Genomic DNA, 26,015 nt, shown 5'->3' with positions numbered 1-26,015 from the left:
CCTTTCTTATCGTTATTAATTCGATCCGTTACAGCGACGCTAACGGATTAGTTTCCCATGGAGATACAAAGAGTTCGTCTAAAAACGCCGGATCAACATCATCAACCGAGCTGAAGGTCCATTGCGGTTTACCGTCTTTATCAACCAGCAACGCGCGTACACCCTCAGGGAACTCGCGATGGCGGCAACATTGCACTGACAATACCAGCTCAGACTGGAAGACCTCTTTGAGCGACATATGCAGCGTATTCTGCAACTGGCGATAGATCATCTGTACCGCCAACGGGCTGCCATGACCTATCGCAGCTTTAGCTTTTTGCAACCATTTATCGTCCGTCTCCAAGTTTTGGATCGCGGCGTGGATCTCAGCAGCCGAGTCGTAGTCCGTTAGGGCTTGGATTTGATCAAAGTGATCTGCAACTGGCGAGCTCACCTGTTCAAACGCGGCTGCGGATTGACGCTCAAGCTGACGTAATACCGCGCTAACCACCGAATAGTTGTTGCCATTCCATGTAGCCGCTTGAAGCGCTTCAAACATGGCACCGCGCTGCTCTACCGCAATCTTACGGTCAGCCATGCCCAAGAAGATGGCGTCTGCCGCATTCATGCGAGCGCCCGTCAAACCTAAGAACAGACCTGTACGGCCAGGCGTACGGTTGAGGAACCAAGTGCCGCCCACATCAGGGTATAAACCAATGGTCACCTCAGGCATTGCCATCATGGTGGTTTCTGTCACAACGCGGTGACTACAACCACTCATTAGGCCCATGCCGCCACCCATCACGATGCCCGCACCCCAACAGATGATGGGCTTGGGGTAGGTGTGGATCGTGTAATCTAATGTGTACTCGCGGGTAAAAAAGGTTTCCGGTAGATCTTTGTCACCTTCACCTGTCATCGACTTGTAAAGCCCAACAACATCACCACCGGCACAAAAAGCTTTCTCACCGGCACCATCCAAGACAATCGCGACAACATCGTCATCGTTTTTACATGCATCCAGCTTTGGCTGGATAAAATCGACCATCTCAAGCGTTAACGCATTTAGCGACTTTTCCGCGTTCAGGCAGATCTCTACGATCTTTTTACCATCTTGCGTGGCGTGCTCTGTAAAGCGTACTGCACTCATTATCTCGCTCCTTGCTTAGCGGTTTTTCCATTGCGGCGCACGTTTTTGCAAGAAGGCATTCACACCCTCTTTTTGATCTTCACTGTGGAACAGGTCAACGAAAAGCTCACGCTCAAGGATATAACCCTGATCCCAATGTTGGGTGCGGTTAGACTGAATCAGTTGTTTACAAGCTGCGACCGCTGTTGGGCTCTGCTCTGCAACTTGCTGTGCCAGTTCAAGAGCACGTTCAGCCGACTTACCGGTCTCAACCATCTCTTCGACCAAGCCAATCTCCAGTGCTTTCGGCGCTTTAACGCGCTCACCACACAGGATCATCTTCTTCGCCCAGCCTTCACCCACCAGCATGGTCAGGTTCTGTGTACCACCTGCACATGGCAACAAGCCGACTTTCGCTTCAGGCAATGCCATCTGAGCTTGCTCTTCTGCGATACGGATATCACACGCTAGGGCAACTTCTAGACCACCGCCCATCGACCAGCCATTGATGGCAGCGATAGAGACCCCACGGAACTGAGATAACGTCTCGAATGCTTCGCCGAAGTAGCGTGCCATATCACGTGCCACAGAACGGTCACCATCAGCAAATAGGTTCAAATCTGCGCCGGCAGAGAAGAATTTTTCGCTGTCGCTTTTCAGCACTAAGCTATAAACATCACGATCTGCATTTAAGTCTTTTACAACTTGCACCAAGCCTTTAAGGCTCTCTTCCGTCCAGGTATTTGCTGGGGGGTTGTTCATGGTGATGACAGCAACGTTACCCTGTTTTTCAACGATCAATTTGTCGGTCATTTTCTTCTCCAAAACCTGTTACAGAATATCCGCTGCGTCTTCTAGCAGTAGTCGGCGCGCAACGATAACGCGCATAATCTCGTTCGTACCTTCCAAGATCCGGTGAACACGGTTATCGCGGACATAACGCTCCATCGGATACTCTTTGATGTAGCCGTTACCACCAAAGATCTGTAGCGCTTCATCACAGATGTTGAAGCACACATCTGTTGCAAAACGTTTCGCCATCGCACAGTACGTCGTTTTGTCTGGGTGGTTAGCATCCAACTTGCTGGCTGCTAAACGAATCATTTGGCGAGCGGCCACCAACTCAGTCGCCATATCCGCCAACTTAAACTGCAGCGCTTGGAACTGGGCAAGTTCTTTACCAAACTGCTTACGCTCGTGCATATATTCTTTGGCACGATTCAACGCAGCTTGCGCTGTGCCTACAGAGCAGGTCGCAATATTGATACGGCCGCCATCAAGGCCTTTCATCGCGATCTTAAAACCATCGCCCTCATTACCCATTAAGCAGCTCGCCGGGATCACCACATCTTCGAAGGTGATCATGCGAGTCGGCTGGCTATTCCAGCCCATCTTGTCCTCTTTTCGGCCGTAAACAATGCCATCAAGCTTGGCGTCTACTGCAAAAGCCGAGATACCTTTCGGCCCATCCTCGCCAGTCCGTGCCATCACCACAAGCACATCGGTGCTACCCGCACCCGAGATGAAGATCTTGCTGCCGTTGAGCACATAATTATCGCCATCGCGACGTGCTGTGGTTTTCAGAGATGCTGCATCCGAGCCTGCGTTTGGCTCAGTTAAACAATAGGAGGCCAACTTTTGACCCGAGGTGAGATCAGGACACCAAAAATCACGCGTCGCTTCATTCGCGAAGTCCGCGATCATCCAAGTTGCCATGTTGTGGATCGTGATAAATGCGGTGGTTGAGGTACAGCCCATCGCAAGTTGTTCAAAAATAATACTCGAGTCCAAGCGGCTAAGGCCTAAGCCACCCGCTTCCTCTGGGGAGTAGAGTCCACAAAAACCGAGTTCACCTGCTTTTTGCAGGGTCTCTACTGGAAATATCTGTTTCTCATCCCACTCTGCGGCGTGAGGTTCCATCTCATTTTGAGCAAAGGCTTTTGCCATGTCTGCAAAAGCGATCTGATCTTCATTCAGTTCGAAATCCATCGGTTTCTCCCTTTCAGGGTGTTATCGAGCCAACACCATCTTTTTCTTATTGTTATATACAGAAAAGTCTTGAGAACACTAAAAGGCCCCCAAGACTTTGCTTCGTACCGTCCGATAAAACCCTAGTGTTACTTCAGGTTAATCGTAGTGTTTACGCCAGTATCGATATCATCTTCGAACCAACGCGCCGTGATCGTCTTCGTTTCGGTGTAGAACTTAACAGCCTGCTTACCGTAAGCGTGCTGATCACCATAGAATGACTTTCTCCAGCCAGTGAATGAGAACATTGGTAGAGGTACAGGCACCGGTACGTTGATACCGACCTGACCTACTTTGATCTCGTGCTGGTACTTACGAGCAGCCGCACCGGATGCCGTAAAGATTGATGTACCGTTACCGTATGGGTTGTTGTTGATCATCTCGATCGCTTCTTCGATCGTGTCAACTTCGATAGCGATCAGAACAGGGCCGAAGATCTCCTCTTGGTAGATCGACATATCCGTTGTCACGTTACGGAACATCGTTGGACCAACCCAGTTACCATCTGGGAAACCATCTACAACACACTCAGAACCATCAAGAATACATTCAGCACCCGCATCTTTACCCTCTTGGATGAAGTTCAAGATACGTTGCTTAGCCTGAGGATTGATTTGTGGACCGTAGCCCGCTTCTGGATCATCCCACGCACCTGGGCGTACTTTTGCCAGTGCATCACGTACTTCTGGGATCCACTCGCGAGATTCACCAACGAATACCGCAACAGAGATCGCCATGCAGCGCTGACCCGCAGCACCTACAGACGCACCTGCGATGTTATTGATAACTTGGTTCTTCTGCGCATCTGGCATGACAACCATGTGGTTCTTCGCACCGGCAAACGCCTGAACGCGCTTCATTTTGTCCGTGCCAGTACGGTAGATATGCTCACCTACAGCAACAGAACCTACGAAAGAGATCGCTGGTGTGTCTTTGTGAACCAGCAACTGATCAACCACCTCTTTACCACCGTGAACAACCTGCAGAAGGCCGTCTGGGGCGCCCGCCTCTTTGAACAACTCAGCTAACAACATAGGAGTTAGTGGATCTTGCTCAGATGGCTTAAGAACAAATGTGTTACCGCACGCGATCGCCATTGGGAACATCCACAAAGGGATCATCGCTGGGAAGTTAAACGGTGTGATACCTACACATACACCGAGTGGCTGAGTGATGCTGTAGCAATCGATCTTACGTGCTACGTTTTCAACCGTTTCACCCATAGATAGTGATGCGATATTACAAGCGTGCTCTACAACTTCGATACCACGCCATACGTCGCCTTTCGCATCTTCGAAAGTCTTACCCACCTCTTGCGAAATCAGGCGTGCGATATCTTCTTGGCGATCTTTCAAGATCGCTTGGTAGCGCAGCATTAAACGCGCACGCTCACCTACTGGCATATCTTTCCAAGTTTCGAATGCCGCTTTTGCTGCATCGATCGCCTGTTCTACTTCTTGCTCAGTCGCGCAAGGCACCTGCGCAATCACTTCCTGTGTTGCTGGGTTTGTAACTGGAATCCAGTTCTCTGTTTTACTCTGGACGAGTTCACCGTTAATCAGTAGAGGAACTTGTTGAGTCATAATCTGTACCTTGCCCCGTTATATTATTGTTGTCTGGTTGTGCATCGCGCTTAGCTTTGCACGTTTACGTTAACGTCATTTAAGCACAGCCCCGAGGTGCTCGGGATTGATAATATTGTGAGATTACTGGACTATATTGCGATATAATAGTGGTATTCCCTAATACAAAGGTCTAACGATATGAGCCAACCATCTAAGTGGCCACTCCCGCCCGAGAGCTCTCGTTTTGTTGTGCCACGCAAAATCATTGACCAATTACGTCACCATCCGATCAGCCAAGACCTATATCCCATGGGCTTCGGATACTACAAAAGTGCTAGAAACCACACTATGTTGCGGCGCACACATGATGACTACCTATTGATCTATTGCTTAGATGGTGCCGGTAAGTTAACCGTCGAAAAGAGTGAATATCACATTCAAGCGGGCGACTTAATTCTGCTGCCGCGCGGCAAAAGCCACGCTTATCACGCCGACCATTCACAACCTTGGACAATCTATTGGATTCACTTCGCAGGCCCAAGAGCCGACGACTTTATTGACTATATTGCTAACAGCGCAGGTCCGGGAGACAACACATCCTCCTATGTCACACCACTGGGCATGCACTCAAGACTGGTTGGCGAGTTTGAGGCGTTGCTGGGCAGTCGACAAACCAGCTACGACCTCAATGGCTTCATTCATGCCTCAAGCTTGTTAAGGCAGTTGTTAACGCTCATCGCAGAGATCAGGCCGCTTGCCCGTCAACAAGAGGCGGCAAACTCTCTGGATTTAGAGCGTATTCATAGCTTGATGCAAGCACGCGTTCACGAACAGCTCGACCTAGATACGCTGGCAGCTGCGGCAAATCTGTCAAAGTTTCACTTTGTAACCAAGTATAAAGAGCTGACCGGTACAACACCGATCAATCACTTTATTCACCTAAAAATCGAGAAAGCCTGCTATCTGCTGGACGCAACCAACAACGCGATTGGCGAAGTCAGCTTCGCGGTTGGTTACGACGATGCTTACTATTTTTCGCGTATTTTCAAAAAGGTGATGGGGATCTCACCCACCCAATATCGCCGAATGCGTACCGGGGCTGTATCTTACAAGGTGGAGTAGCTAGCCTTTATCTGGCCAACGCCAAGGCGGCGCATCGAACATACCTTGCCCCACTACTTCGGTTTGGCTGAGCTGCTTGTCTAGCGTGATGCCGTTACACAGCGGCGATTGATTGAGCGCACTGATCAAACGCGGCGCATGGGATACCACCCAAACTTGGGTACGCTCAGCAAGCGATATAATCAGCCGCGCCAACGATGGTAAAAGATCAGGATGCAAACTGGTTTCGGGCTCATTAAGTACCATCAACGAGGGTGGCCTTGGTGTTAACAGCGCAGCAACTAGCAAGAGGTAGCGCAAGGTTCCATCCGAAAGCTCCATCCCTGTGAGTGGGCGCAATAAACCATGTTGCTGAAAAGCTAATGAGAAGCGACCATCCTCTTGAGCGGCAATATGCAGACGCGCTCCCGGAAACGCATCACTCACCGCTTTATCCAGTGCCTGCGCATCGCCGATTTCACGAATGGTCTGAATCGCTGCAGCTAGATCATGCCCATCGTGGCTAAGAACAGGTGTACGTGTTCCTAGTTGCGGTTTACGCGCAGGCGCATCAAGGTCAGTCCGGAAGTGATCATAGAAGCGCCAACCGCGAATAATCTCACGCATCTGCAGCACCTCTGGCGCATTCACAGGATCTGCTATTTCATCAAACATGCTAGAGAAGCTGTTTAAATGACTGGTTACCGTGCGCCACCTTCGGCAGTCACGCACTTTAACATGGGGCCCTTCTCGATCAACTAAAGCACTGGCTGGACGGTACACTTCGCCATTCCAGATCGCTTCGCGTTTCACCTCTGGATCCAGCGAAAAAAGCGACTGGCTAGGAATCGGCAAGCCAAGGGATATGGCATAGCCAAAGCTATCGGTCGCAAAGCCGAGTTTTAAGCGTTTCGTATTCTGCAACGGGCCGCCTTGCACTGGCACGGCACCCTCTTTCATACGTTTAGAGATCACCTCTGGGCCAGCCCAATACGTTGATGCCAGCCCACCCTCTTTGGCAAGTGCATTTACAACGCCACCTTGCGCCGTTTCGGCAAGTAACCTCAGCGCACGATAGAGGTTTGATTTCCCAGACCCATTTGCTCCGGTTACTACGTTGAGCGCCCCGAGCGACAACTCTAACGAGAGTATCGAGCGATAGTTATTGATCGCTAGCGCGGTAATCATCGCGGGAACGCCAATAGAGTTTTAGCTAACTTATGGGCTTTATCTGGATCCTCCTGCATAAAGCAGTGGCCACCCTCAATTTGCGTAACACGAATATTGGGATTTGCACGCTCAGCTTTAGCCACGCCTTTGGGGACAAATGGAAAGGTGTCCGTTGCGTGTACAATCTGTGTGTGCGCCGGCAACTTGCCAATTGCACTCCACAGTCCTTTAGGTGAGCTAGAGAAGATACGTGCTTCCAACCATGGAGGGCAGCGCAACTCCCACGTACCCGCACTCCCCGGGCGCACAGCATGATCGATATAGCAGTTCAACGCATCATCCTGCCACGTCTTAAATACACCTCTCCCTTTGAGGCTACGATGTACCTCCTGCCGTGAAGCCCAGCTATTGCGGCGCTGCAAGGCTTTCTTAGCGTGAGGAATGTGATGACTAAGCCCAAGTATATTCGCCAGCCTAACAGCAGCGATGGTAGATTTTGGAAACACCACGGGGTCAAGCAGTACAAGTTGATCAAAAATACCGGGCTGCTGTGCATTGATGAGTGTGATGCAGATACCTCCGAAACTATGCCCCATCGCAATAACAGGGGTGTCTTTCGCCCATGATGCACGGTGCGCCTGCAACGCTTCACACGCTTGCGCCGCCATCTTGTTCCAGCTGGGTGGTTGTTTTGGGTTTGGTGCATCACTGTCGCCGTGACCCGCCACCGCGCCTAAAAAGAGATCATATTGGTCTTGGAATTTCTCAAGAAAAGGCCAATACGTCAGGCTGGACAACCCATTTCCATGCAGAAAAAAGATCACCGGACGCCCGTTATTGCCACAATGGGGTGTCATCCACCCTCTCAGTTCACCCGTTTCAATCTCATGACTCCACTGGGTTAACTGCTCTGTAATCGCTTGCATTGGTTCTCCTTCCCTCTACAACATGCTAGCTATGCGTCTAACTCAATACATCTAACCAGATAGGTACGCTGAACAAAGATAAAACGGTTGAGAATACCACCAACTGGGAGGTCTCTTTCTCGAAGACTTGGTACTTCATAGCCACCACATGGGCCAACGCACCCGTAGGCAATGCGGTTAACAGTACCATAGTCATCTGCCATATCGGGTCGTTTACGCCCACCAAGCGACAAGCTAGCAGCGTTAGCAAAGGATGTATGATGAGTTTTATCAAAATCAACCATATCGCCTCACCTATGCGCAGCGCCGTGCGCTTAAACTGCAAGCTGGCTCCTAAACAAAACAGTGCCACAGGCACCGCTGAAGGGGCGATAAGAGCAAGACTATCTAACGCCACTTGTGGCAGTGTCCACTGTTGATATGATACGCCCAGCCCTGCAACCGTTGCGAGGAAGATAGGGTTTCTGAGCATAGCACGGTCGATCACCTGCCAAACCGCCAACAGGTTTAAGCCAGACTGCCGTGTTGCCTCTATCAGCAGTTGCGCGCCGCCGATCAGCAAAATATTACCGGCAAGGATAATACTCACCGTTGCGCCGTAAGCCGCACCCCCAAGTACTGCAAACGAGAGCGGAATACCCATGTACGCATAGTTGGCAAAAGTGCTGTTCAGACCCCGTAAAATCAGCCCCTCGCGTTCCGTATGGCCGCGTAACATAAGCGGTAGTAATGCGACCGCGGCTGTCAAAGCTGCACCTAATACAAACGCAACCCAAGCGGCAGGATTAAACAAACTAGCGAGTGATTGCTGGCTAGCCGCCTGAAAAAGCAGTGCCGGAACAGCAATAAAATAGACGTACTGGTTGATACCGGGCAAAAACTGGCTATCAAATACGCGCTGCTTAGCGATATACCCCACAGCGATCACGACGAACAGCGGCAGCACCGCAAGCAAGCTATCTGGCATGATTCTCTACCACTTATCACTCGGTGGTGTGTAGCTTTCGATCATCGCTAACAGCTGCGCCGGATCATCACTAATCTGCGCCATCTCGCCGTACTCGGGGCGCATAAAGCCTTGGCTGATCATCGTATCGATAAATGTGAACAACCCATCGTAGTAGTGATTCACATTGAGAAAACAGCATGGTTTGTGATGGTAGCCAAGCTGTGCCCAAGTCCACGCTTCGAAGATCTCCTCCATCGTACCCACGCCACCGGGCATGGCGATAAATGCATCGGCAAGCTGAGCCATTTTTGCCTTGCGCTCATGCATATCTGCAACGATATGTAGCTCACTCAGGTGAGGGTGTTGAATCTCTTTCTCGGTCAAGGCAATAGGCATAACACCCACCACATCACCGCCGGCAGCCAGAGTGCTATCAGCAACCTGCCCCATCAAACCGGTGCGCCCACCGCCATATACTAATACGTGGCCCTGCTCTGCGAGGAAGCGCCCAAGCTGGTCTGCAGCTTCACGGTAAAGGTTATTTTTGCCAGGGCTCGAGCCACAAAATACTGCTATTTTCATCACTTATTCACGCCAATATGAGAAGATCGTCGAGCCTAGCAAACATCGGTAGATGTGAGCTAGGTACAGTTTCGACAATCTTTTCGGGGTCTCTATGAAAAAACTCACCGCTGGTTCACTACTTATCTCTGCTGCACTCACGCTCTCTGGCTGCTCTGACACGGAGGTAGGCGAAGTGAGCTTGGGCGTGTTCACCACTAAAGATATCAAGCTCGAGATCGTGCAAGACCCAGACATATCAGGGGTGAGTTGTCATATCGCCCATGTCGAAGCAAACCTAGACTTCGCTGATCCTTCTGATATGTCCATTGCTTGCCGCCAAACCGGGCCAATCACCAAAGCGATGATCGACCAGATTGATCGCAGCAAAGGCGGTGAAGTGATCTTTAAAGCATCAAAAAGTATTCTCTTTAAGTCACTCAAGGTGCGCCGAATCTTTGATGCGAAAAACAAAACGCTCATCTACGTGAGCTACTCCACCAAAGAGGTTAACGGTAGCCATAAGCATTCATTGTCTACGGTGCCGTTATGGGGTAACCCAGTATGGCAACAACTAGATGAGCCAAGCCCTAGCAGTTAAAACGCATGAGCCAACACATCAACCAGTTCACGCGCGCCGGTAGAAAGTGGATAGCGCCTGCGCGTGAGGATACCAACGCGCCGATTGACGATCGGCGCCTCCAACGGGCGGCAGAGAGCACCAAGCTCCTCCATCTGCCGTAAGCAGAGGGAAGGAACGACACTCACCCCTAAACCGGTCGCAACCATACGCCCAATCGTCGCAAGCTGATGGGTTTCATACTGCGGGTTTAAGGTCATCCCTTGCGACTCTAATTTGCTTTCTACCAACAGACGCACACTCGATGGCCGCTGCAAGATAATAAAATCATCCTCTAGCAAATCTGGCCAGCGCACCACTGATTGCGCACTTAAGGGGTGGTTCATTGGGATCACTGCAATAAATCGATCATCAAACAGCGGATGAAAGTTCAGATCACCTGCATCGTCAGGGTCAAAGGTCACTCCCACCTCGACTCGCCCGGTGCGCACCATATCAACAACATCCTCGGCGATGACATCGTGGACCATCACGTTAATTGCAGGAAAGCGCTCCCGAAAGATTTTCAGTGCCGCAGGCAACTGATTCGACGCAAACGACGGCATACTGGCAATCGCGATTTTTCCACGAAAGAGCGAGAAGCGGTTGTGCATCTCCTCGTACGCTTCATCTAAGTCAGCCAGAAGGCGCTGCGCCGTCGGATAGAAGGCCTCTCCTTCGGGCGTTAACGCTAATGTGCGTGTCGTACGCGCCAACAACTGCCCACCCAAGGCGTCCTCTAAATTTTTGATTGCAACACTAAGCGCCGGTTGAGAGAGGTGCAGCTGGTCGCAGGCTTCAGTAAAGCTGCGTGTTTTCGCAACGGCTACAAATGCTCGCAGTTGTTTAACGGTTATATTCATTAAAAAAATTTATTATTTGTTTGAATAATTTCATTGGATAAATATAAACCGTTGTATAAAACTACTCAAACAACATCACAGCCCAAATTTAGAGCGCTCTGAAATTTTTGGCTGATAACAACAAACAACAAGCAGCTTGACATGGAGGATATCAATGTCCGGTTTCGATAAGGTAGTAGGTAGCTACGAAGAAGCTATGGCGGGTCTCGAAGATGGTATGACCGTCATCGCAGGTGGATTTGGTTTGTGCGGCATTCCAGAAAACCTGATCGCTGAAATCAAGCGCAAAGGCACTAAGGAGCTTACCATCGTTTCCAACAACTGTGGCGTTGATGGCTTCGGTCTTGGTGTCTTGCTGGAAGATCGCCAAGTCAAAAAGATGATCTCCTCTTACGTCGGTGAAAACGCGCTGTTCGAGAAACAACTATTAGCAGGCGAACTTGAAGTTGAATTGACGCCTCAAGGCACCCTAGCCGAGAAGATGCGTGCCGGTGGTGCTGGCATCCCTGCATTTTACACAGCAACAGGCTACGGCACGCTGGTAGGCGAAGGCAAAGACGTACGCGAATTTGATGGCCGCAAGTACATTCTTGAAGAGTCGATTAAAGGTGATTTCGCAATCGTTAAGGGCTGGAAAGCGGACCGCTTCGGTAATGTTATCTATCGCCACACGGCACAGAACTTCAACCCAATGGCTGCGACGGCTGGCAAGATCACGGTTGTCGAAGTCGAAGAGATTGTTGAGCCGGGCGAACTTGATCCAACACAGATTCACACGCCGGGTATCTACGTTGATCGCCTCATCCAAGGCAACTTCGAAAAACGCATCGAACAACGCACTGTGCGCCAAGCTTAAGGGAGGAGACAAACAATGGCACTTTCTCGCGAACAGATGGCAATGCGCGTAGCGCGTGAGCTACAAGACGGTTACTACGTAAACTTGGGTATTGGTATCCCAACACTGGTTGCAAACTATGTCCCTGAGGGCATGGATGTCATGCTGCAATCAGAGAATGGCTTGCTTGGTATGGGCCAGTTCCCAACCGAAGAAGAAGTTGACGCCGACATGATCAACGCTGGTAAACAGACCGTTACAACGGTAACAGGCGCGTCAATTTTCTCATCTGCAGAGTCTTTCGCCATGATCCGTGGCGGTCATGTTGACTTAACAGTACTGGGAGCTTTCGAGGTAGATATCGAGGGCAACATCGCATCCTACATGATCCCTGGAAAACTCATCAAAGGGATGGGCGGCGCGATGGACCTAGTGGCAGGTGCAGACAATATTATCGTACTGATGACCCATGCCTCTAAGCATGGCGACTCTAAGCTACTAGAAAAATGCACGTTGCCACTCACAGGCGCTGGGTGCATTAAAAAGGTACTGACTGACCTAGCTTATTTAGAGATTGAAGATGGTGCGTTTGTTCTAAAAGAACGTGCACCTGGAGTGTCCGTTGAAGAGATCGTCGAGAAAACAGCTGGTAAATTAATTGTGCCAGATGAAGTTCCCGAAATGGTCTTTTAAACACTTGTAGCGCATTGCCCGGACATTGTCCGGGCTTTTTTTTGCCTGTTACATCGGGATGGTTTTAACCTCGCTAATTAACCACTCCCCATTAACATTTAACAAACGAAACTCTTTACGAGTCTTATCCGCATAGTTGCTCGCTTGATAGGACTGCACAAAGGTGGCCGTTGCAGTATTTGGATTAACGAGTTGTACACTCAGCTCACCGATACCAACCTGAATATTCTTAGCTCGGTTGATACGTTTTGCGCGCTCTTTACGCCATTTTTTATTGGTCGCGTAACGGCGCGAAGAGTAGTCACTAACGTAGCTACCGTAGTAACGTTCAAGATCTTTGGTTGACCACGCTAGCGCCCATGCCTGAACTTGCTCACTAATAGCTTGACTGTAGTCATCTGCACTGGCGGCAATCGCTTCTTGGCTCACCGTGTCCTGAGCAACTTGTGCAGCTTTTTTAACGTCAGTTACCGCTGCCATCTCTTTTTCAACGGCTTTGTCTTCAGAGATATTCAAGTCATCAAGTAACGCTAGTACCTCATTGCTGGCCTCTTTTGCCGCCACCTTCTGCTGTGCTGTCACACCTGAATTTTCATCTTCTGGGTAGACGATTCGCTGCTGAACAGCCTCGTTTTCGCTGGATGCTAGCTGCGCTTCGGAGGCGCTTGATTCACGCGTTTTTTCATTAGACTCAGATTGATCAGCGCCGGACTTGTCTAATTCTTGCAAAAAGCTCTGCGTCGAAGCTAACAACGCCTGAGTTTTCTCTGCCGCTTCGCTATCGGCTTGACGTTCAACCTGATCACCCTTACCGGCAATATTAGGTTGTTCTGCCAACACTGAAGGTTTTACCTGAGCTATCTGATCGCTACCACCAAGGTAGCTCATGGGTACGACGCGTGCGTTGTTTTCAAGTTTAAGAGCCTTGAGATAGGCACCTGATGTCATCGCAGCTGAGAGGCTATTTATGTTTTCATAAACTTTATGATACCCCGGATGCGTTTCCAGCGCTTTGACCAGCATATCCATCGAGCGCTCGTACTTACCAAGCCGAGATAAGGCGATAGCTAAGTTGTTATGTGCCTCGTAGCTACCAGAGTATTGATTCGCAGCAGCCGTCAAAACACGCTCGGCCTCTTCATACTTCTGCAACTCAATCAGCAATTGCCCTTTCAACAGCCTTGAATCGAGATCACTCATCAGTTGGCGCTGCGTCGCTGTTTCTAGAAGCTGCAGCGCATCTTCGATATTACCTGAGCGCGAGTGTTTTAGAATTCTCGTCGTCCACTTGGCTTTATCGGCAGCATCGTAAGTCACCTCCTCTGGCGCTCCAGATCTCACCACACTCACGCCAACTAAAACACTGCCTATCACGGCCGCTGCGATACCCCATTTCACGAACCGCACCGAGTTCTCGGACTGCATAACTCTCACCCTTTAAAGAACCAAAAAACAAATAACCGAACCGATAAAACTTACTTTTGCAGCATATATGTATCGTATTCCAAATCATTGAATACTTTATTAAGCCACAACAAACCCACGATAGTGGGTACGGAAACACCTAGCACAAACCCGTACCCATAGAACGCCGGCCCGAGTTTGATAGATAACATCGAAAAAAACAAATTAACGACAAAAAACAACCCTGTAAGCGCATTAGCAACCCAACGCTTATCAAGGTAAAACAGCACATTAAGAATACTCAGGAAGATGACCTGTACTGCCACTCCCACTAAATCCACATTTAGCAATGCGCGGTACTCTAAATCGATACCTAACATTTCTAACAGCACACCACCCCAAATCAGTAGGGCAATCACGGTAATGCCTTGGATCTTAAAGATCTCGTAGATACCGCGTCGAACCGCAGCGATCATCTCATTCTTGATCGCTAAAATTTCACTCAACGTCGCATTCCCCAGCACCGCTTGGTAGTACTTGCTATGCTGCTCAGCAAAGTCTGTCTCGATACGCACCAAGAACACGGCCATTCCGGGAATGATCGATAAGTAAGCCAGGAAAATCGGGATGTCGTAGATCAAACTCGCCCGAAATAGGCCAACCACATGTTCTGATGTGGCCTGCGAGAACCAAAATACGAACTTGTCTGACCAAACGCCTAAGTTGTAGAGCGTGCCGCATAAAAATAAGCTGTAAAACGCTTTCTCTTTATCCAAAAAACGAAAGGATACTAAGTTACCCGATGCAGGATACTTACGGATGACAATGGCAAGAAAGGCAAAAAACAGAAATGCATGGCAGAAGAAAAACGCCGTAATCAAGCCTTCTAACTGAAAGCCATTTAAAAGCGCAGAAAGGATAACAAGCAAGGTATAGCCAGCCAACATCACTGCTAAAACCAACTTATATTCTTTCAACCCGGACAGGAAAATAACCATCATCCAAAGGTTACAGAGCGCGACAAACGACCCGGCTAAAAGGAGATTGTAGAACAGGGTATTTTCCGGAAATAATGGAATGGTAGCAAAACCTAACACGCCGGATACGAGCGTTACAATCGTAACCGCACCGAGAACATTAGGCAGCACCTCTTTATCTGCTTTTAAAAATAATAGATCAGACACAAACCGGGTCAGCATAAGCTGCAAACCACCGGTCAGAATCAGCGAGCCGGCCATTAGGTAGGTTACCGATACCAAAAACTGGATCAGCATCTGCTGGGAGACCATGACTCCGATGCTGATTAAGCCAACCACGACCATCGCTAAGATAGATAAAACCCAAGGCCCAGAGCCGATAAGCCCAGCATACCCGTATGCTTCGAAGACCGAGAGAAGCGAGTTCTTTTTGAGGATTTTCTTAATCTCAAACCCTATTCCGGCCATGCCATCACCTCGCTATATAGCTGCTTATAGCTCTCATACATCATCTTTTCATCGTAGATGGCTTTGACGCGCGCCAACCCTGCATGCTGCATGTCATGCCACTTATCTTGATCATTTAATAGTTCAACGATGGCGTCGGCGGTTTTTTGCGGCGATGCGATCGGCACAACCATTCCAGCCTGACCGAGCTGTTGATCTGCGTCGGTCATACCCTCGGCAATTTCACGGCACGAACCCACATCAGTCGCCACAAACGGTACGCCCGCTGCCATACCCTCCAATAGCACCAAAGGCTGCGCTTCCGAGATCGATGTTAAGACCATCACGCCCAGCTGAGGCAGTATCTCGGCAACATTTTGCATCCCCATAAAGGTCACTTTATCGGCAAGACCTAGGGTATCCACCAACTGACGGCACTCTTCGTAGTAGCCAGGATCTTCGTCGTACGGGCCGATGATTACTCCTTTAATCTGTGGGTCTGTGCCGCAGGCGTGACGTAGCGCACGGATAAAGGTCTTAATATCTTTGATCGAAACCACACGCCCAACGAGGCCCGCCACTTTAGGAATCTCTTTACCACGGCTCGCCAGCGCATCGCTGTAGCGTTCGATATTGATACCGTTTGGAACAACCAGCGTTTTTTGTGCATCGGCACCATCCTTTAGCTGGCGGCGCTGATTACCTGCATAGAGCGCTGTAATTTTGGCGGCAGCGTGATATCCGCTCAGGCCAAGCTGTTCAAAAAAGCGTATCCACATCCTACGGATATAACCCATATTCACAGCGAGCCCTTCCTCAACCAGTTGATCATCCCCTGCTATCCAGTTTGCTTGGGCAAGATCGATTTTACGCTCTTTCGTGTAAATACCGTGCTCGCTAATAAGTAACGGCGTGCCATGAAGCGCATTAGCGCCCGCACCCAAGAAACCTGCATAACCCGTTGATATCGAATGATACAAACGCGCTTTCGGTAAACTTCTGGCGATGATTGCTGATTTCAACAATGGCAAATAAAGGTTGCGGTAGGCCCAGAAAAAGTCGGTAAATGGGAAGTCTGGGCAATAGGTTCGATAGCTCTTAACTAAAGCGTGCCACCCCTCTTTCGAATGCATAAAGTCCTGCACAGGGATGCCACTATCGTCACCCAACAAGGAGAACATCTCTCGAAGCAACTCAGTGGGCACCGCTTCCTGAGTATCATGAAAGTAAGTTTCAAAACGCTTCCACTTGTCATAGGCCGAAGCGTTACCTTTTGAAGCCCGCGCTTTCGTGTAAGACTCATCCATAATGTAGTGAGTATCGAGCCCCACCACATTATCAGGCAACTCATACTTCTGCTCGCCATAAAATTCGGGATCACCGCCCACGAAGACTAAGTGAAATGTGAGGTGTGGCATACCCTGGATGATCTGATGCACCCAACTGGAAACGCCACCACGTACATACGGATAGGTACCTTCCAGCAGCAAAACAACATCAGCACTCATGACCAGTACTCCTTAACCGCTCGTAGCGCCAAATTCTGTTGCACTTGCGGGATATCCTTTAAGTATTGCTTCACTTCGTTATAACGCTTCTGCTTAAAGGCTGCTTCCGCAAGATAGGGCAACACTTGTTGTTTGGCGCTGTTGCTATCGAATGCGAATAAAAGATGCTCGCGTGCTGCCCCAGGATCATCAAGGGCAAGATAAGCACGCCCAAGCAGCAGACGAGTGGCTAAGTTATCAGCAATTGAGATCGCCTCCTCACCATAGCGGACTGATTCAGCCAGCACGAAGCGCTTCAACTCTCCCTCAGTGATACCAAGATAGCCTAACTCCCAATAGCACTCGGCCAACTTACGCAGAATACGGGCTTTTCTATCGACACCCGTCTTTTGACCCAGCAATAGATTGAGATAATAGATATTGGCATTGATACGTGACTCTTTCTGGTCAAGTAACGAATACGCTAACAAACGTACGTCATCCTCTAAGTCATTGAGGACCAAGCGTAAGATTGGAATCGCGTCTTTATCCTTCATCTGGCGCGTGGACAACACTGCAGCTTGGCGCTTGTCCGAGCTATCTGCGTGTTTTAATACGGCGCGCAATCCGCCATGCGAATAGAGCGGTGCAACCTCTTCCTGAGGCGTATGGGGCAGGTCTGGCACTTCGAACTGCCGAGTATTAGCAGCCTTTTGATCTTCAGGAAAATAGAGGCTAAACAGAAGAATAATACCCGTAAACAACATGCCCAAGACCGGCAAGAACAGGTTAAGAGACAATAGCAAAGCAAACCCTTTAGCTCCGCCCAATTGGTAAGAGCTTGGTAAGTTACGCCAAACCACAAGCGCGACGACAAGTGCAGTCGTTAAGTAAGCCAGTAGCCCAACCGCGATCATGCGACTCTCTCTTCAGGAGCTGCTTGGTTAACCATGCTCGCAAGGGTATGAGTTGCCAACGGAAAGCTAAGTGGGGCCTCGATTGAGACACCCACTTCATCCAGAGTTTTCCCAAGCCGCTCAGTACTCCAGCGTTCCAAACGATGTAAAAATGCGCGTGCATCGCTCTCTTCTGTCAGAGGCATCAGCACCAGCCACGTCTGCTCATCCTGCTGAAAGTACAGATCGAGTCCACGACGGGTTGATGAAACATACTGGTAGAGCAACCGAACTTCTTTATCGGCTATTTGCGAAGACACCTTGATCAATTGACAACTGACGCCATGCTGTTCTGCATCAATCTGGGCTCGCTCAATACAGCGCATAAAGTATGCTCTATCGGCCGCGACCAGTAAGGGATTTTCGTAGGACTCGCGCAACGAATCGCCGATGTGACCGGCCATCACGGCTAGTAGTGTTAAGTTTTGATCGGTAAGCGAGAAAAACTGTACTTGTTCAACAAGTACAATTGCGTGCAATGTACCAGCGGCATCACAAACAGGCACCGCCAACTGATAGTGCTCTTTATCGGGGTTCGTCGACTGATCAACCGCAATAACATGCCCAGTTTCTAGCGCTTGAGCCATCACTTGATCTCCGCGAATCAGCGCTGAAAAACGACCGACAGAGGCTACCGGTTCTGCATCTACGTTTCCGTTATTGACGCCAAACAGCCCGGCCGTTTGGAAGCCGCCATACTCGACGAAGAGATCCAAGACCTGACTCGCACACCCCTCTAGACTCGGTTTTTGCTCTGCAAAGATATTACGGATCGATTGCATTGATTCACGCAAGCTTAAAGCATGGCCTGCCATCGCTTGTTCCATGCGATGGTGACTGGTTTGCAACAGATGATAGTTCGCAGCAAAAGAGCGTAAGCGACCTTGGGAGTAGGCATAGCTCTTTTCGAGTTGCTCAATCCGGCGCGCCCAGGCATCACGAAACTCGCCTGCCACCAAGACAGCCAATACATAAGCAGCGATCGCTTCAAAGGGGTATGGATCGATATAAATCGCCACACCGCTGAACAAAGCCCAGAGCTGAAACAAAATCACACCCAAAACGCTGCAAAGCGCTAAACCGAAACCATAGCGCAACGCCACCAGCAACGGGCCAATGATGGGCCAGAAAAAGTGTGTTTCCAGTAACAGCGGATCACTCGAGAACAACAGCCATGGCAGTACAACTGCCATCAGCGTCAACCCGAGGGCTTCCTGCCAACCCGATAAACTGATTGTACGCCAGACGCTTCTAATCACTCTGTTTCCATCTCAATATCAGATAGGATTTTTGCCATAACCTTTTGTGCCGTGCCCGATAAGCTCTCACGGTCCCAACCACTGCGAGCGCCAGTTGCACTCCAAACAACTTGGTCATCGCTAGTGCGATGCAGATTAACAGTCAAGCCAACCGTCGGCTCGCCGCTCAAACCCGACTTATAGCGCCACTCCGAAACCGAACCACTCAAGTAGTAACTTGCTGACTGTTGCGCTAACCAGCCACGAACACGTTCGTAGCGCTTCTGATCATCCAAATCTGGCAGGCCATCATTCGCCGCAGTACCACGAGGGTAAACTGTCAACGCAGTGTTGCCTTGCTGAATCCAGAGACTGCGCAGGATATCTTCGGCTTTCTCTCCGGCGAGTGGTGTTGTCGAATGATTCACTAGTGGCATCAACACAACTGCATCGTTCTCAGACAGCGCAAAAGACTGGCCACTGTAGTGGCTTGAGCATCCTGCCAATGCGGTCACTGCGAGTAGAGCAAGAGCACACTTTTTCATATCAAAAGTCCTTAAAATTGTTTCGTATAATCGAGTTTAACTTCTGAGCTGTCGCGGCCTGAGCGCGGCTTTGATTGATGCTCAACACCCAACGACAGTTGATCATCACCGCTCAAGCGCCAACCAATCTGAGCCTTAGCAGCATAATCAAAGCGCGACAGCTTGGGGCGGTACCCAACCGATAGGTCAGCTTCCCAACGCGGGTTAGCGGAATGAACTAAAGGCCGCTGCCCCATATAACCTTGCCCAACACGAACACCCGCAGCGATACGTTGATAAGGATCCAAAACCAATGGGCGTCGCTCATCTGGCTTTCCAAGCGCCCCTTCTTTATCAAAAAACTGCGCAGTCACATCACCGTAAATCTCAAGGTGGGTATGCCCTGCTGCTAGCGATTCGCTGAGCTGCAGCGAAATCTCCGCGCCATCGCTCAGTGTATGTTGGTCTCGATCCAGATAACGCAGCAGTGCCGCTTTTGCCGATGCGCGAGTACGCGCAGAGATCTGGTATTCAGCCGTCATCGCCACGCGATGTTGAGCCGCACCACGCTCAAACGCTTTGTTTTGTTTGTTCTCTTCGTTGAAGCCCGCCTCAACTCCCCAAACAAGATAGGGTGTCATCTGCGCGCGGTAAGTGAATGATGCTCCAACCCGGCTGCCGAGTTCTGCGTTATCACCGCTAACTTGCAGGCCATACTCAGAATCAGCAAAGAAACGCTGCAGCGATAGCTGCCAATTGATTCTTTCAGTGTCTTCTCTGCGGCGGTACTTGTACTGCTCCAGCTCAGCCGATACTTGCAGGCTACGCCATGGGAAGTTCAACGTGAGACGCAGGCGCTCGTCATCATCCCGATTGCTCGAATACGAAGCGCTAAAACTGCGGTTATGATAACGGCGCAAACCGTACCATTCGCTGAATAGCTGACGCTTCTGATTTGCCGAGTAATCCTGATCTTCAAGCTGCTTTTCTGCCAGCTGGAATGCCTCTGCGAAGAGGCCCATTTTTCTCATCGCGGCAATACGATCTAACGTTGGTAACGCGTTGGGGTCCAACTCTTTTAACAGCGCCGCTATGCGCTGTGTGTCGTTCCGCTGCAGAGCTTGGGATAGCTGGAACCACCCGGGCAGATCGATCTCGTGCCAAACTTGGCGGCCGAACATATAGCGCCCAAATTCAGATCGCCCTTCCCCAAGCAATCGCAACAAAGCAAGGTCTGCTTCTTCACTTGGCTGCTGCAACCAGCGGCGCGCGGCAAATGCTGCTGCACTTGCTGAGCCGAAGAACTGCTCGATGACCGCATCAGCAATATAGTCCGGCATGGTCTCTAGCTTCGATAAGCGGCTCGCGATATAGCGCCGAATGCGCCAGCTAGCGTCAATTTGGTCCGTGCGTAATAGCACTTCGCTCAGTTGATATAGGATCGCGATGTTATCGCTATCGTTAGCAAGCGATTTTTGATAAAGAAATATAGCTTGCCGATCAAGACCAAGTGCATCACTCATCCCCGCAAGCAATAAGCGCCAATCCTGATTTGGCCATTGATCTGACCAACGGTAGTAGAAAGGCCGCATTAGGGCTTCATCCCGTTTTTCAAGATAGAGCCAACCAAGCGATTGGTGACCAGATACGTTATTGGGGTTTAGTTCGATAGCGTGATCTAGATACTGCTCCGCCTGTGGGATATCACCACTTGCTAACGCAAGCTGCCCAAGCACAGTATAAACATCTGAGCTGGAAGGCTCGTTACGAAACGCATCTACCGCTTGAGCTAACCGTTTAATGTCTGCGTCTCGATCCGAGCGGCTTGTCAGCGTTGCGATTTGGATTAGCTTGCTAGCATCCGGAGCCTTGTCAAAATCTTGCCAGAGCCAATCAAGCTTCGACTCGACATTTCTGCCAAACTTCGCCTCAAGGTAGCGGGCTTTCTCGGTTTCTTGAGCTTCACCGCGCTTGATCAACTCCGCATAACTGCGTGCGATAGCGCGTTCATCACCGATACGCCAAGCCATCTCAGCTAGCATGCTCCAATAATCTTCGTCATCCTGCATAACCGCCAGTGGCGCAGAAGCCAGCACATGATATGCATTGGCATAGTCACGCTTAAGAGCAAACGCCATTGCAAGACTGTGATATTGGCGACTATTAGCTAAACCTACCTGTTTGAAAACGCTCAACTTATCGGGCATGTCAGCCATGTTACCCGTGCGCTCTAACAGATGAATCTCCCAGTCTAGTAACATCTGACTGTAGCCAAACCGTGCCGCATAATTGCGCAGATCAGTAATGCCCATTTCAGGCGTGCCTGCCAATTCATGCGCCTCGACCCATTTGCCAATTGCAGGGTCGCGAATGCGGTTTGTTTGCGTGTAATCGCGGTAATACTGGGTAAGCTGGTCATACTCATATGCCGCCCAACCCTGTCTAATGGTTTCATTGAACACATCTTCGCTCGGTGCATGGGCAAGCAACCAAGCACCATCTTGTGTCGCAAGCTCCGGATGACCCAACCAAAGCTGCAATTGCCAACGACGATATCTTAGTGAGCTATCAGACGGGCGACTCTCGACCACTTGATCAACCAATTGACGCGCGCCAGCCAAATCTCCTGCGGCGATGCGGCTGTTGATTGCAGGCTCTAGCCACTTTTCGCGTTGCTCAAAGTGAGCGGGAAAAAGGTTATCGGGCAAACTGGTCAAATCAGTGCGACCGACAATTTCCGCTAATTTTAGTAGTTGGTCATAGTAATCAGGCAAAGCTTCTGGATAGCGTTGTAACCATTCAATCGCGCGTTCGTGCTGTCCAGCCGCTTGAGCGAGGGCAATACCCTCCATCAGGTTCGCAGGCGTCACAGCCTCATCAAAAAGCGTGATGGCAGCTTTACCATCGCCTGCCGCTAACAGGGCTTGCGCGGCTGCCAATAGATCACCTTGGGCTTCATAATAGAAAGACAACCAGCGGTTCATCCCCAGCGCTCTTGCAACCGCCAGATCATCAGCCGTGACCTGAGCTGGCGTTAAGCCTTTAATTGTCGAGCGGATCTGTAGCTCAAGCTCATGCTTATCCGCACCAGAGACACTCGCCCAAGCACCATACAGAATCGCCCGCTGCAAACGCTCAGCCCGAGCATCATGACGCTGCACCAAAGGCTCCAATAAGGCGCTTGCTTGGGTATATTTACCCTGATCGATCAAATCTTGAGCTCTAAGCAACGCGGCATCTGCGTTATCAGGTTGCGTTAGAGTTTCTGCCTTCAAGTATGCAGAACTGACCTGACTTGGCGCTTTTTGAGCAGCTACCACAGGGCTTAACTGCCGGCTACTGTATTGGTTATAAGTTGCCCAAAGCGCCCCAGCAATCACTAGCAGCAGAATAAAAACATAGCGTTTACGAATAAACGGTTGTTGCTCGTCGAATTCAGTTTCCATACTCATTACCCAACCCTATCAACGGCAAACCAGTGAGCCTCGATAAACACCTTTGCTCATACGCAATACCTGCTTGTTCCCCACTTTTTTCGGCGTAAAACGCTGCCCATTCGCCTGATAGTGACAACGGCCAGATACAGCAAGTGCCAGCTCTGCCGCTTCATAAGCGGTGAAATCTAACAGCGTTTCATTACCTTGCGGTTGCCAGCGCTCAAGTAAAACATTCCCATCAACAACGCGAGGGGTTTTTCGGCTCCACTTTCCTGGCGCAATAATCGGGTTTTTACCAACAAGATGGACATAGGTCCTTTCTTTTTCCGCAACAAACCCCGCAACGCCCTCACTACCAAGATTGGTGACAGCCACCTCTTGATCGAAACGAACCGTCTTCAGAGTTTGAGAAGCTAACACCCAGCTACCATTGGCGTGTTTTGCCAACGCAACATCGTAGATATCTTTTGCGCGTTCAGCGTACTCGGAAAGATAGGCAGCCGTATGGGGTTGTTCCATCGAATATTGGTATACCGCTTGTAGCGCTTTCACACTCGCAGGGTACGTACCCGAATAGAAGTGATAGTAGATATTCATAGGCTTGAGGCGATAAGGAACGTCCGTCTTTTTGAACGTATCGATCACATCGCGGAAGCCATAAAACGGTCCAGTCCAGTCATTAGTATAAACGTTCTCGTTCATGATTGGCGCATACAACTGAACCAACCCCTCTTTCTCTGGACGCCCAACGGGCCACACTTGAGATAACGACGGATGATTCTTATTGGTATAAGTAACACCGCCGTTCACATTCAACACACCGGCAGCTTTTGCCAGCCTGAGAGCCTCAACGCGAGCGGTAGCATCCCCAGTCCACAGCATCATCTTCACGCGCTTTCCTTCGGGGGCAAGCGCGCTGTTAATATAATCGATGGAACCGGTAATTTCGCGCTCAAGTGATACCTTGTAGCCGGGCACATCCAAGTGGAAACCGTAAAGTGTATCTGATTCATCCACCTTGGAGCGCCCAACCAGATACTCCCAGAAAAATGGATGGCTAAATGAGTGCGATGCCATCTCAACGTAGTCTTCCGAGAAGATCTCTCGTGCTAATGTTTCTAGTTTCGGACTTTGGAAGCGGTATAAGCCTTTCGGGCCCACCTCTGCTTCGATAACAGATACGGTGGTTGGTAACTGATATTTACGCAGTACATCATCAAGTATCACTTTGGGCACCAGCGGCGTCCCTTTAATAAACGCCTTACTTGGGAATCCATCACCATCAATGTGTACAAGCAGTAAACGGCGTCCAGTTTCTGTCGATACGTCAGGCGCAGGAATGTCTTGCAGGCCGAGACCTTTTTTAAGTAGATAGATAGGATCAAGACGCCAACGCATCACACCGTTTGGCAGTAGATCGATTGGCCACAGGCCTAGCACCAACATGCCCGCATCGGTTTTAATCGCTTGGACGATCTCTTTGTTGTAGGCATCTTTTAACGAGAAGAGCACTTCGCCTGTAACTGAGTCATCTCGCACATACTGGTCGATATCTTGCCGATCCCACTCGACCGCACCTTCACCGATAATCGCGGGACCCAGACGGTGCACCTTATAAGGTGCTTTTGCTGTGGCAGGCTTAACACCAAATTGACGCAGTAAACCAGCATTGGTTGGCGCAGACCCTAAAATAAGCATTGGAATCTTGTGCATAGCCTCGCCTAGCCACGCATCTAGCTGCTCAGAGTAGAGTCCATGCTGTTGAGGCCAAAACACAACGCCAGCATACAATGCAGGGTCGACCTTGGGTGGTAACCTCTCAGCCAGATCGATATAAACAGGGTTGTAGCCAAGGTACTCAATCATCGTACCGAGGTGTTTGTGAATCTGGCTCATTACGAAGCTTTCATCGCGGCTATCATAGAGCGCAAGTAGCTTACGAGGCACCGGCCGCAATGAGCTAGTTCCCCATTCCGATAGTTGCCCATCGGTTACCCATGCCTTAAACCCTGCTTTGTTGATACGGTCAGCCATCGCCTCTCGCATTGGCAAAGCCTGCGCGTAATCGATGACCTGCACATCAAAGCCTAGCGACTTTGCGTGCTTGAGCCGCCCCATCAGCCAACGTCGTCCTTCGGGGTCAGACTCGCCATAGCTATCTCGCTGGTTGTTGTAGTGGCTATATAGCCCTTCAGCGACAACGGCCTCCGCTAGCCCAACACTTTCATCAAGAATATCGAAGCCGCGATTAAAGATGAGCTTCCCCGCCATCTGCGCTGAGAGCTGCTTAACAATCGCTAGTAACGCCTGACGCTGAGGCTCAAATCGTTCGGCACCGACTAAATGAAAACTATCCATCGTATCCAGGAATAGACCGTCAAACCCCTGCTCCTGATAGCGTTGCGCCTTAGCTACCAATGAGCGCTGCCATTCTAAGCTCGTCAGATCGGGCACTTGAGTACCCCAATTCTCGTTTACCGCCAAAATGGGAGCTGAGCTATCAGCAACAACTTCACCTACACTTAGGTACGCATAGACTTGCGTGCCGCGCTGGTGCAAAAACTCAAGCTGCCATGCTTCGATGGCGTTGGGCTGAACAACAAGTCGAGGATAGAGCGACGCCTCCTGTACCGGCAGGTCAGGGCTGTAGAAAAAAGCAATCGAACGATGCTTCTTTTCGAGACCAGTGCTTGCAGCGGCCATGCTAGAGGTTGCAATGAGGCAGAAAAACAAAGAGATGAGAAAACGCAAACAAAACTCCTTCAGTAGCCACGCAACTTTCGATCTAAACTTATTTTCAAACACTGTCTGAAAATAATAACAGTCTCAGTTGAACCTTATCTTAACTCTGATGTCTCGCTGCCAGCATAGCTGCTCTTCTATAAAAGCGCATGATTTAGAAGGAGTTTTTTGATCTAAATACTACTAATTAAGAAGTTACTTGTTCTGTGGCATAAAACTTTGCGGCGCAGATCAAACCGCCCAGCGAAGATTGCTTTCAAAGAGAGACGAATGCTTATGAAAGCATAAAGAAGAGAGCGTATTAGCTAAATGAACCGGAGGTCAGTGGAGTGCGTTAGACAGCTTTTTTCGAGGAGGGACTAAAGAAAATCTGGAGAGCCATAGT

The 26,015-nt window shown here is 49.9% G+C and carries 21 protein-coding genes; 4 read left to right on the top strand and 17 right to left on the bottom strand.

The window, feature by feature from the left end:
- Nucleotides 1–28: 28 nt before the first annotated feature.
- The 4 genes from E4L36_RS13960 to E4L36_RS13945 form a co-directional block, all read right to left on the bottom strand.
- Nucleotides 29–1,129: an enoyl-CoA hydratase/isomerase family protein gene (locus E4L36_RS13960; RefSeq protein WP_136681108.1), complete on the bottom strand. Its 1,101-nt coding sequence runs from the start codon at nucleotides 1,127–1,129 to the stop codon at nucleotides 29–31.
- A 15-nt stretch (nucleotides 1,130–1,144) separates the two neighbouring features.
- A complete protein-coding gene (locus E4L36_RS13955) occupies nucleotides 1,145–1,921 on the bottom strand; it encodes an enoyl-CoA hydratase (protein ID WP_136681107.1) in 777 nt (258 codons plus the stop codon).
- 18 nt (nucleotides 1,922–1,939) lie between these two features.
- Nucleotides 1,940–3,097: an acyl-CoA dehydrogenase family protein gene (locus tag E4L36_RS13950; RefSeq protein ID WP_136681106.1), complete on the bottom strand. Its 1,158-nt coding sequence runs from the start codon at nucleotides 3,095–3,097 to the stop codon at nucleotides 1,940–1,942.
- 128 nt (nucleotides 3,098–3,225) lie between these two features.
- Entirely contained in the window at nucleotides 3,226–4,719 is a 1,494-nt protein-coding gene (locus tag E4L36_RS13945; RefSeq protein WP_127693933.1) for a CoA-acylating methylmalonate-semialdehyde dehydrogenase, read from the bottom strand.
- A 180-nt stretch (nucleotides 4,720–4,899) separates the two neighbouring features.
- Between E4L36_RS13945 and E4L36_RS13940 the strand changes: the two genes are divergently transcribed.
- Complete coding sequence (locus tag E4L36_RS13940; RefSeq protein ID WP_136681105.1) at nucleotides 4,900–5,823, top strand: AraC family transcriptional regulator; 924 nt, start codon at nucleotides 4,900–4,902, stop codon at nucleotides 5,821–5,823.
- Here the strand turns inward: E4L36_RS13940 and E4L36_RS13935 are convergent, their stop codons facing one another.
- The 4 genes from E4L36_RS13935 to E4L36_RS13920 are packed head-to-tail and all read right to left on the bottom strand — an operon-like array spanning nucleotide 5,824 to nucleotide 9,429.
- The gene (locus tag E4L36_RS13935; protein WP_136681104.1) at nucleotides 5,824–6,990 is read right to left on the bottom strand and encodes an AAA family ATPase; all 1,167 of its coding nucleotides are present in this window, start codon (nucleotides 6,988–6,990) and stop codon (nucleotides 5,824–5,826) included.
- On the bottom strand, nucleotides 6,987–7,898 hold the full coding sequence (locus E4L36_RS13930; RefSeq protein WP_136681103.1) for an alpha/beta hydrolase: 912 nt from the start codon (nucleotides 7,896–7,898) through the stop codon (nucleotides 6,987–6,989). The genes E4L36_RS13935 and E4L36_RS13930 overlap by 4 nt, the downstream gene beginning before the upstream one ends.
- A 37-nt stretch (nucleotides 7,899–7,935) precedes the next feature.
- On the bottom strand, nucleotides 7,936–8,865 hold the full coding sequence (locus tag E4L36_RS13925) for an AEC family transporter (RefSeq protein ID WP_136681102.1): 930 nt from the start codon (nucleotides 8,863–8,865) through the stop codon (nucleotides 7,936–7,938).
- Between the two features lie 6 nt (nucleotides 8,866–8,871).
- A complete protein-coding gene (locus tag E4L36_RS13920; RefSeq protein ID WP_169051548.1) occupies nucleotides 8,872–9,429 on the bottom strand; it encodes a TIGR00730 family Rossman fold protein in 558 nt (185 codons plus the stop codon).
- A 94-nt stretch (nucleotides 9,430–9,523) separates the two neighbouring features.
- Here E4L36_RS13920 and E4L36_RS13915 point away from each other — a divergent pair, with 94 nt between their 5' ends.
- Nucleotides 9,524–10,009, top strand: coding sequence for a CreA family protein (locus E4L36_RS13915; RefSeq protein WP_136681100.1), 486 nt, complete (start codon nucleotides 9,524–9,526; stop codon nucleotides 10,007–10,009).
- On the opposite strand, the gene E4L36_RS13910 is transcribed toward E4L36_RS13915, so the two are convergent.
- Nucleotides 10,006–10,890 carry a LysR family transcriptional regulator gene (locus E4L36_RS13910; RefSeq protein WP_206064561.1) on the bottom strand — a complete coding sequence of 295 codons (885 nt, stop codon included), beginning with the start codon at nucleotides 10,888–10,890 and terminating at the stop codon, nucleotides 10,006–10,008. The genes E4L36_RS13915 and E4L36_RS13910 overlap by 4 nt on opposite strands.
- Before the next feature lie 154 nt (nucleotides 10,891–11,044).
- Here E4L36_RS13910 and E4L36_RS13905 point away from each other — a divergent pair, with 154 nt between their 5' ends.
- Together E4L36_RS13905 and E4L36_RS13900 are read left to right on the top strand one after the other, a co-directional pair.
- Entirely contained in the window at nucleotides 11,045–11,746 is a 702-nt protein-coding gene (locus tag E4L36_RS13905) for a CoA transferase subunit A (RefSeq protein ID WP_127693940.1), read from the top strand.
- A 15-nt stretch (nucleotides 11,747–11,761) separates the two neighbouring features.
- Nucleotides 11,762–12,418 (top strand): CoA transferase subunit B, encoded by a 657-nt coding sequence (locus E4L36_RS13900; protein WP_127693941.1) that lies wholly within the window; start codon nucleotides 11,762–11,764, stop codon nucleotides 12,416–12,418.
- Between the two features lie 48 nt (nucleotides 12,419–12,466).
- Here the strand turns inward: E4L36_RS13900 and E4L36_RS13895 are convergent, their stop codons facing one another.
- From E4L36_RS13895 to E4L36_RS13860, 8 genes are read right to left on the bottom strand one after another with little or no spacing between them, the layout of a single operon-like run.
- Nucleotides 12,467–13,843: a tetratricopeptide repeat protein gene (locus tag E4L36_RS13895; RefSeq protein WP_136681099.1), complete on the bottom strand. Its 1,377-nt coding sequence runs from the start codon at nucleotides 13,841–13,843 to the stop codon at nucleotides 12,467–12,469.
- Between the two features lie 50 nt (nucleotides 13,844–13,893).
- Nucleotides 13,894–15,267 carry an exopolysaccharide Pel transporter PelG gene (gene pelG, locus E4L36_RS13890; RefSeq protein ID WP_136681098.1) on the bottom strand — a complete coding sequence of 458 codons (1,374 nt, stop codon included), beginning with the start codon at nucleotides 15,265–15,267 and terminating at the stop codon, nucleotides 13,894–13,896.
- A complete protein-coding gene (pelF, locus tag E4L36_RS13885) occupies nucleotides 15,255–16,754 on the bottom strand; it encodes a GT4 family glycosyltransferase PelF (protein WP_136681097.1) in 1,500 nt (499 codons plus the stop codon). Before pelF ends, pelG begins: the two co-directional genes overlap by 13 nt.
- Nucleotides 16,751–17,650 (bottom strand): hypothetical protein, encoded by a 900-nt coding sequence (locus E4L36_RS13880; RefSeq protein ID WP_136681096.1) that lies wholly within the window; start codon nucleotides 17,648–17,650, stop codon nucleotides 16,751–16,753. Before E4L36_RS13880 ends, pelF begins: the two co-directional genes overlap by 4 nt.
- Nucleotides 17,647–18,948, bottom strand: a complete 1,302-nt coding sequence (locus tag E4L36_RS13875; protein WP_136681095.1) for a PelD GGDEF domain-containing protein — start codon at nucleotides 18,946–18,948, stop codon at nucleotides 17,647–17,649. Before E4L36_RS13875 ends, E4L36_RS13880 begins: the two co-directional genes overlap by 4 nt.
- Nucleotides 18,945–19,472 (bottom strand): protein PelC, encoded by a 528-nt coding sequence (locus E4L36_RS13870; RefSeq protein WP_127693947.1) that lies wholly within the window; start codon nucleotides 19,470–19,472, stop codon nucleotides 18,945–18,947. Before E4L36_RS13870 ends, E4L36_RS13875 begins: the two co-directional genes overlap by 4 nt.
- Nucleotides 19,473–19,483: 11 nt before the next feature.
- Entirely contained in the window at nucleotides 19,484–22,897 is a 3,414-nt protein-coding gene (locus E4L36_RS13865; protein WP_169051547.1) for a tetratricopeptide repeat protein, read from the bottom strand.
- Nucleotides 22,898–22,915: 18 nt separating this feature from the next.
- Nucleotides 22,916–25,639: an endo alpha-1,4 polygalactosaminidase gene (locus E4L36_RS13860; protein WP_136681093.1), complete on the bottom strand. Its 2,724-nt coding sequence runs from the start codon at nucleotides 25,637–25,639 to the stop codon at nucleotides 22,916–22,918.
- Nucleotides 25,640–26,015 lie beyond the last annotated feature (376 nt).

This window comes from Neptunomonas sp. XY-337, from assembly GCF_004959845.1.
Lineage (GTDB): Bacteria > Pseudomonadota > Gammaproteobacteria > Pseudomonadales > Balneatricaceae > Neptunomonas > Neptunomonas marina.
The sequence above is the reverse complement of the archived record's forward strand: the minus strand, read 5'-3'. Positions and strand labels throughout refer to the sequence as shown.